Origin of the sequence: Methylobacterium sp. WL120 (genome assembly GCF_008039465.1) — a bacterium.
In the GTDB taxonomy this organism is placed as follows: Bacteria; Pseudomonadota; Alphaproteobacteria; order Rhizobiales; family Beijerinckiaceae; genus Methylobacterium; species Methylobacterium cerastii.
Map to the genome: position 1 here is coordinate 1 of NZ_VRUT01000212.1, position 6,410 is coordinate 6,410.

Sequence of the window (6,410 nt, forward strand, 5' to 3'; positions counted from 1 at the left end):
CTGACAGAGCCTCCAGATAGCTTGCAAAACGAAGCTGATCAGCAGCCAACAGGGAGTTCATGCGATCCATGCCTCGCTCCATCACGAGATCGAATCACCATCCCTACTCCCAAATCTTGTGACACAGTAGTACTAGAGCATCTTCTGTGATCTAGCGATCACAGAAGATGCTCTATGGCTTCGGCGCCTGCGGGAAGCTGCGCTCGGCGGCGTCGCCGGCGGCCGCGAGCAGCGTCCGCGCAAAGGCGCGCGCCTCGGACCGGCTGAGGGCGAGGATGGCGGTGATGGGCTTGCCTCCGACGTCGGGCAGCCCGAGTTCCAGGCGCACCCCGTCGCCGGCCGGCGCCGCCGACAGGCTCCAGCCGCGCTCGCTGGCCGGCCCCCGGCCCGGTCCCTGGTCCGGATCGCTCATCGTCGTTCATTCCCGTTCGGTCGCCCCCTGCATGACCGATCGCGCCTGCGGAGGCCAGGGCCGCCGTCCGCCTTTGTCGTCCGGACCAACGGTTGACGAAGGCGGCCGGGGATGATGTCTGCGCGGCCGACCGCGCCGTTTCCTGGGCGCCGCTTCCGAGGCCGAGTGACATGTCCGAGATCTGGTTCCGCACGGGCGAGGCGACCGTGCTCGCCGCCGAGGGGCAATACACCGACGCGATGCCCGAGGTTCTGATCGGCTCGACCCGCGGCCCCGTCGGCCAAGCCTTCGCCGGCATGATGGGCCAGGTGCAGGGCCACACCCGGATGTTCGTGGTGCGCGACCTCAATCAGCTCGTGCGCCCGGCCACGATGATGACCACCAAGGTCACGATCCACACGGCCGAGTATGCCGAACTTCTCGGCGGCGTGGTTCAGGCGGCCACCGGGGACGCCATCGTGGATTGCATCATCGAAGGCATCCTGCCCAAGGACGGCCTCGACGAGCTGTGCATGATCATCATGATCTGGCTCGACGTCCGGTGCTCGGAGGACGAGAACCTCGACCGCAAGGACCTCTACCGCACCAACTACGAGGCGACGAAGCTTGCCATCGGCCGCGCGCTGCGCGGCGAGCCGACGGTCGAGGAGCTGATCGCCAACCGCAAGACGGTGAAGCACTACGCGCTGGAAGACATCATCGAGTACTGAGCAAAACGGGCGGTTCCGGCTCGCCGGGGGCGCCTCACCCCGGCGGGATGCGGCCGATCGAGCAGAGGGTGCGGATCGAGCCGGTGCTGTCGGTGTAGCAGCTCGCCGACCATCCGTTCTGCTGGATGAACGACTTGCGCCGCTCGGAGAGTGCGGTGGCGTGCGCCTTGGCGATGACGGCCTCGACCGTGCCGGCAGGCTCGCCGACGAGCAGTTCCGAGGCGATGGCAAGGTCGCGGAAGAAGGTCGCGGACGGCGTCGTCTCGCCGGAACTCGCCTGGACGATCGGCTCGGCCCGGCAGGTCAGGTCGAGCTTGATCGAGCCCGGCACCCTGATGTCGATGCTGGGGCCGGCGCGGCGCCCGACCTTGCCGCCGGTGGTGGCGGCGATCCTCTGAGCGAGGCCGTCGCATTCGTCCGCGCGGGCGGCGACGGGAATCAGCAGGAGGCAGGCGAGGGCGAAGCGGAGCATGGCCGCACCATACAAGTGGCCGATCCGCTGTCGAGGCTCGTGGCTGTCCAAGCTCCTGACTTTACAGGTTCGGCGTCCTGCTCAATGGAAGTCCCGGCTGCGATAGGTCCGGCGATCGACGGGGGCGCCGAAGTCGTTGGTCTCGGGCGGCAAGCGGACGCCGCCTTCGCGCAGCGCGCGCAGCTCCTCCGTCAGGTCGCGGAACCGCTCGGCGACGAGGTGGACGACGCCCTCGGCCCGCTGCACCCGGCCCTGCACCGCCAGGAAGCGTGCGTTCATCGCGGCGCGACGGTTGGCCTCGAACACCGTCTTCCAGACGATGACGTTGGCGATGCCGGTCTCGTCCTCGAGCGTCAGGAACACGACGCCCTTGGCGGTTCCGGGACGCTGGCGGGTCAGCACCAGCCCGGCCACGGTGACGCGGCCGTTCTGGGGAAAGCTCGGATCGTGGTGCTCGCGCGCCGGAATCGCGCCGATCCGGGCGAGTCGAGCCCGGAAGAACGCGACCGGATGGCCTTTGAGCGAGAGCCCGGTGGCGGAATAATCCTCCGCTACCTGCTCGGAGGCCGGCATGGCCGGCAGCGCCACGGCCGGCTCGTTGCGGAAGAGCCCGTCGTCGGCGTGGAAGGCGAAGAGCGGCAGCGGCGCCTCGAGCAGGTGCGCGCGCCGGCCCAGGCCCGCGTCCGGCGCGGCCTTGGCGAGGCGTCCGCCCTCCAGCGTCCGCACCATCCACAGGGCCGCCCGCCGGTCGAGGTCGAGGGAGCGGAAGGCGTCGGCCTCAGCCAGCCGTTCCAGGGCGTTTCGGGGTAGCGCCAGGGCCGCCTGCAAGCCCTCGATGCTGGCGTAGCCGTTGGCCCGCAACGCCACGAGCCTGCGCATCGCCCCTTGCGGCAGCCCGGTGATCTGCCGCAGGCCGATCCGCACCGCGAGCCGCTTCGGCACCCCGGGAGGGGGCGCTTCCGAGGCCGGCTCCAGGGTGCAGTCCCAGTCGCTGGCGTTGACGTCGGGTCCGCGCACCTCGACGCCGTGGGCGCGGGCGTCGCGCACGAGCTGCGCCGGCTGGTAGAAGCCCATCGGCTGCGCGTTGAGGATCGCGGCCAGGAACACGTCCGGGTGCCGGCACTTCAGCCAGGCCGAGGCGTAGACCAGGAGCGCGAAGCTCGCCGCGTGGCTCTCCGGGAAGCCGTAGGTGGAGAACCCGCGGATCTGCTTGAAGCAGCGCTCGGCAAAGTCCTGCGGATACCCCCGCCGCGTCATCCCGCCGATGAACTTCTCCTCGAACCCGCCGATCGTGCCGACATGCCGGAAGGTCGCCATGGCGCGCCGCAGGCCGTCGGCCTCGGCCGGGGTGAAGCCGGCCGCGGTGATCGCGATCTGCATGGCGTGCTCCTGGAACAGGGGCACGCCGAAGGTTCGCTTCAGCACGCCTTCGAGCTCGTCCCGGGGGCCGTGCGCCGGGTCGGGGGAGGGGTACTCCACCGGCTCGTTCCCGGAACGCCGCCGCAGGTAGGGGTGCACCATGTCCCCCTGGATCGGGCCGGGGCGGACGATCGCGACCTGCACTACGAGGTCGTAGAACGCCTTCGGCTTCAGCCGCGGCAGCATCGACATCTGCGCCCGGCTCTCGACTTGGAACACGCCGACGGAATCTGCCTTCGAGAGCATCGCGTAGACCTCCGGTTCCTCTTGCGGCAGGTCGGCGAGGGTCGGGTAGTCGTGGCCGTAGTCGCGGGCGAGGAATTCGAGGCCCCGGCGGATGCAGGTGAGCATGCCGAGCGCCAGCACGTCGACCTTCATCAGGCCGACCACATCGATGTCGTCCTTGTCCCATTCGATGAAGGTGCGGTCGGGCATCGCGGCGTTGCCGACCGGCACGGTCTCGTCGAGGCGCCCGCGGGTGAGCACGAAGCCGCCGACATGCTGCGACAGGTGCCGCGGGAAGCCGACCAGCGAGACCGCGAGGTCCACCGCCTGGCGGATCGCCGGGTTCTCCGGGTCGAGCCCCGCTTGAGCCACATGCTTGTCGGGTAGGTCCTTGCCCCAGGACCCCCACACGGTCTCGCCGAGCGCGGCGGTGAGGTCCTCGGTCAGCCCCAGCACCTTGCCGACCTCGCGGATCGCCGAGCGCGGGCGGTAGTGGATCACCGTCGAGCAGATCGCGGCGCGCTCGCGGCCGTACTTGCCGTAGAGGTATTGGATCACCTCCTCGCGGCGCTCGTGCTCGAAGTCGACGTCGATGTCGGGCGGCTCGTCGCGGTTCTCGGAGATGAAGCGGGCGAACAGCAGGCGGATCTGGGTCGGGTCGACCGCGGTGATGCCGAGGCAGTAGCAGACCACGGAGTTGGCGGCCGAGCCGCGCCCCTGGCACAGGATGCCGCGGTCGCGGGCGAATTCTACGATGTCGAACAGGGTGAGGAAGTAGCGCGCGTAATCCATCTTCCGGATGAGGTTCAGCTCGTCGTCGAGCGTCTTCGCGACCGCCTCGGGAATGCCGTCAGGGAAACGCCAGCGGGCCCGGTCCCAGGCTTTCTCGGTCAGGTGCGCCTGCGCCGTCTTCCCCGGCGGAACCGGCTCGTCCGGGTATTCGTAGACCAGCTCGCCCAGCGAGAACGTGCAGGCCTCCACGATCTCGCGCGTCGCGGCCAGCGCCTCCGGGTGGTCGGCGAACAGCCGCGCCATCTCGGAGGGCGGCTTGAGGTGGCGTTCGGCGTTGGCTTCCAGGCGGTAGCCGGCCTCCACGAGGGTGCAGCCCTCGCGGATGCAGGCGATCACGTCCTGCAGCGGGCGCCGGTCGGGATGGTGGTAGAGCGCGTCGGACACCGCGACCATCGGCGCGCCGAGGCGGTCGCCGAGCTCGGCCAGGAGCCCGAGCCGGCGGCGTTCGTCGCCGCGGTGATGGTGGCTCGCGCCGAGCCAGACCCGGCCGGGGGCGGCCGTTGCCAGCGTCTCGACCCGGGCGGAGAAGCTTGCCGGCGGCACTGGCCGCCGGCCGGGGGGCATCGCGATGAAGACCTGGCCCTCGGCCGCATCCAGCATCTCGGCGAAGGAGAACCGGCAATCGCCCTTGCGCACCCGACGGTTGCCCGTGGACAGGAGCCGGCACAGGCGGCCGTAGCCGGCCCGGTCCATCGGGTAGGTCACCGCCTCGAACCCCTCCTCGGTGACGAGCCGCACGCCCGGCAGGAACGGGATATTCCAAATGTCCTCGGCGCCCGGGCGCGCCGGCTTCACCCGCGCCGCCGCGTAGGCGCGCACCACGCCGGCGAAGGTGTTGCGGTCGGCGATGCCGATGGCGTCGAGGCCGTAGGCAATCGCCTGCTCGACGTATTCCTGCGGATGCGAGGCGCCGCGCAGGAACGAGAAGTTCGTGGAGACGGCCAGTTCCGCGTAAGTCCCCCCCGTCACGCGAACAGCCCGTGCACGAACCATGCGGCCGGCCGCTCGGGAAGGTTCGGGCCGTCGCGGTAGAGCCAGAGCCGGTGGCCGGATTCGCACTCGACGACGTAATAGTCGCGGGGGATGCCGGTCTCGCGCCACCATTCGGGGGCGATCCGCTCCGGACCCTCGGCGTGGGCGATCCTGTGGAGGCGGGAGCGCCAGCGGAAGCGGCGGGGCGGCCCCTCCGCCACAAGGGCGATCACGTCCTCGGCAGCCTCGCCTCGGTCGAACAGCACCAGCGGGCGTGGGCCGATCCCGGCATCGGGATCGGGCCAGTGCAGGACGACGCGGTCGATACGCCAAGGTTCGGGGCGACAAGATTCCGTGCGCCAGGGTGCGATGCGGTCGGCGCGCTCGGGCACGTGGCTCGCGCGGGGAGACAGGCGGATCACCGGGCGGCCGAAGCGCTGGCGCAGGGCGTCGGCGAGGCCGGCGATGCGCGCGCCGGGGGGCACGGGTCCGGTGTCGAGGGCGGCCTGGCGGCCGGGCATCGGACCGGTGGCGGCCACGTCGAGGCGGACGGTCTCGAAGCCGAAGCCGGCATCGAGGCCCGAGCCGAGCCGTTCGAGCCGGAGCTGCAGCAGGCGGGCCACATGGTCCGGGCAGCGGCTCGGCTCTGACAGGCCGAGGTCGAGGGCGCGCACCACGTCGTCGACCCGGTGCAGCGACAGGCGCACGCCGCGGGCGCCGAGGCCGTCCGCCTCCAGGCGCGGCGCGATCTCGGCCATCAGCCGCCGCGCCGTCGCGACGACGATCTCCTGGCTCCCGACCGGATCGAGGAAGCCGCGGGCGGCGCCGTAACGCACGGGTTCGGAGATTGGGCTAAGGGGCTCGGTGCGGCGGCCCGTCGCCTGGTCCAGGCGCAGGAGCAGGGCTTCGCCGAAACGGCGCGCCAGGGGCGGGCGGGGCGCGTCGAGGAGGGCGCCGATGCGGCGAAGCCCGAGCCGCTTCAGGGCGACGGCAACGGCGGGCTCGCAGCGCAGAGCTTCGACCGGAAGCGGCCTCAGGATCTGCTCGGTCTCGTCCGAGGGGACGCATGCCATCTCCTCGCGCCCGTGGCGAGCCAGGGCGAAGGCCGCGCCGGGGGTGTCCGCCACGGCGATCCGTGCCGGTATGCCGGCGCGGGCCAAGCGGGCGGCGAGGTCTGCGACCAGCTTGTCCGCGCCGCCCATGAGGTGGTCCGCCCCCGTGACGTCGAGGTAGAGGCCGTCGCAGGCCTCGGCCGGGCCGAAGGGCACGACGCTCGGCGTGTAGCGCTGCGCCCAGAGGCAGAGCCTGGCGAACGCCGCCGCGTCGGCCGCCGGGTCGGCCGGGTGGACGTGAAGCGGGGTGGAGAGGCGTGCGCGCACGCGGCCCAGCGGCTCGCCGCGCCGCAGGC

The 6,410-nt window shown here is 71.3% G+C and carries 5 protein-coding genes; 1 reads left to right on the forward strand and 4 read right to left on the reverse strand.

Annotated elements, in window-relative coordinates; genetic code table 11:
- Positions 1–172 precede the first annotated feature (172 nt).
- Positions 173–412: a hypothetical protein gene (locus tag FV229_RS24330; protein ID WP_147754418.1), complete on the reverse strand. Its 240-nt coding sequence runs from the start codon at positions 410–412 to the stop codon at positions 173–175.
- 170 nt (positions 413–582) lie between these two features.
- Between FV229_RS24330 and FV229_RS24335 the strand changes: the two genes are divergently transcribed.
- A complete protein-coding gene (locus FV229_RS24335; protein ID WP_147754419.1) occupies positions 583–1,122 on the forward strand; it encodes a formaldehyde-activating enzyme in 540 nt (179 codons plus the stop codon).
- Between the two features lie 34 nt (positions 1,123–1,156).
- Here the strand turns inward: FV229_RS24335 and FV229_RS24340 are convergent, their stop codons facing one another.
- The 3 genes from FV229_RS24340 to FV229_RS24350 all read right to left on the reverse strand — a co-directional run.
- Positions 1,157–1,594 (reverse strand): hypothetical protein, encoded by a 438-nt coding sequence (locus FV229_RS24340; protein ID WP_147754420.1) that lies wholly within the window; start codon positions 1,592–1,594, stop codon positions 1,157–1,159.
- Between the two features lie 81 nt (positions 1,595–1,675).
- Entirely contained in the window at positions 1,676–5,023 is a 3,348-nt protein-coding gene (locus FV229_RS24345) for an error-prone DNA polymerase (protein ID WP_147754421.1), read from the reverse strand.
- Positions 4,996–6,410: DNA polymerase Y family protein (locus FV229_RS24350; RefSeq protein WP_210246624.1), on the reverse strand; the 1,415-nt coding region annotated here is incomplete at its 5' end. The genes FV229_RS24345 and FV229_RS24350, both read right to left, overlap by 28 nt.

What these genes read in the sequence shown, in the direction of transcription:
- FV229_RS24335 (WP_147754419.1), top strand. Translation starts at nt 583, where the DNA reads ATGTCCGAGATCTGGTTCCGCACGGGCGAGGCGACCGTGCTCGCCGCC.
- FV229_RS24330 (WP_147754418.1), bottom strand. Translation starts at nt 412, where the DNA reads ATGAGCGATCCGGACCAGGGACCGGGCCGGGGGCCGGCCAGCGAGCGC.
- FV229_RS24340 (WP_147754420.1), bottom strand. Translation starts at nt 1,594, where the DNA reads ATGCTCCGCTTCGCCCTCGCCTGCCTCCTGCTGATTCCCGTCGCCGCC.
- FV229_RS24345 (WP_147754421.1), bottom strand. Translation starts at nt 5,023, where the DNA reads ATGGTTCGTGCACGGGCTGTTCGCGTGACGGGGGGGACTTACGCGGAA.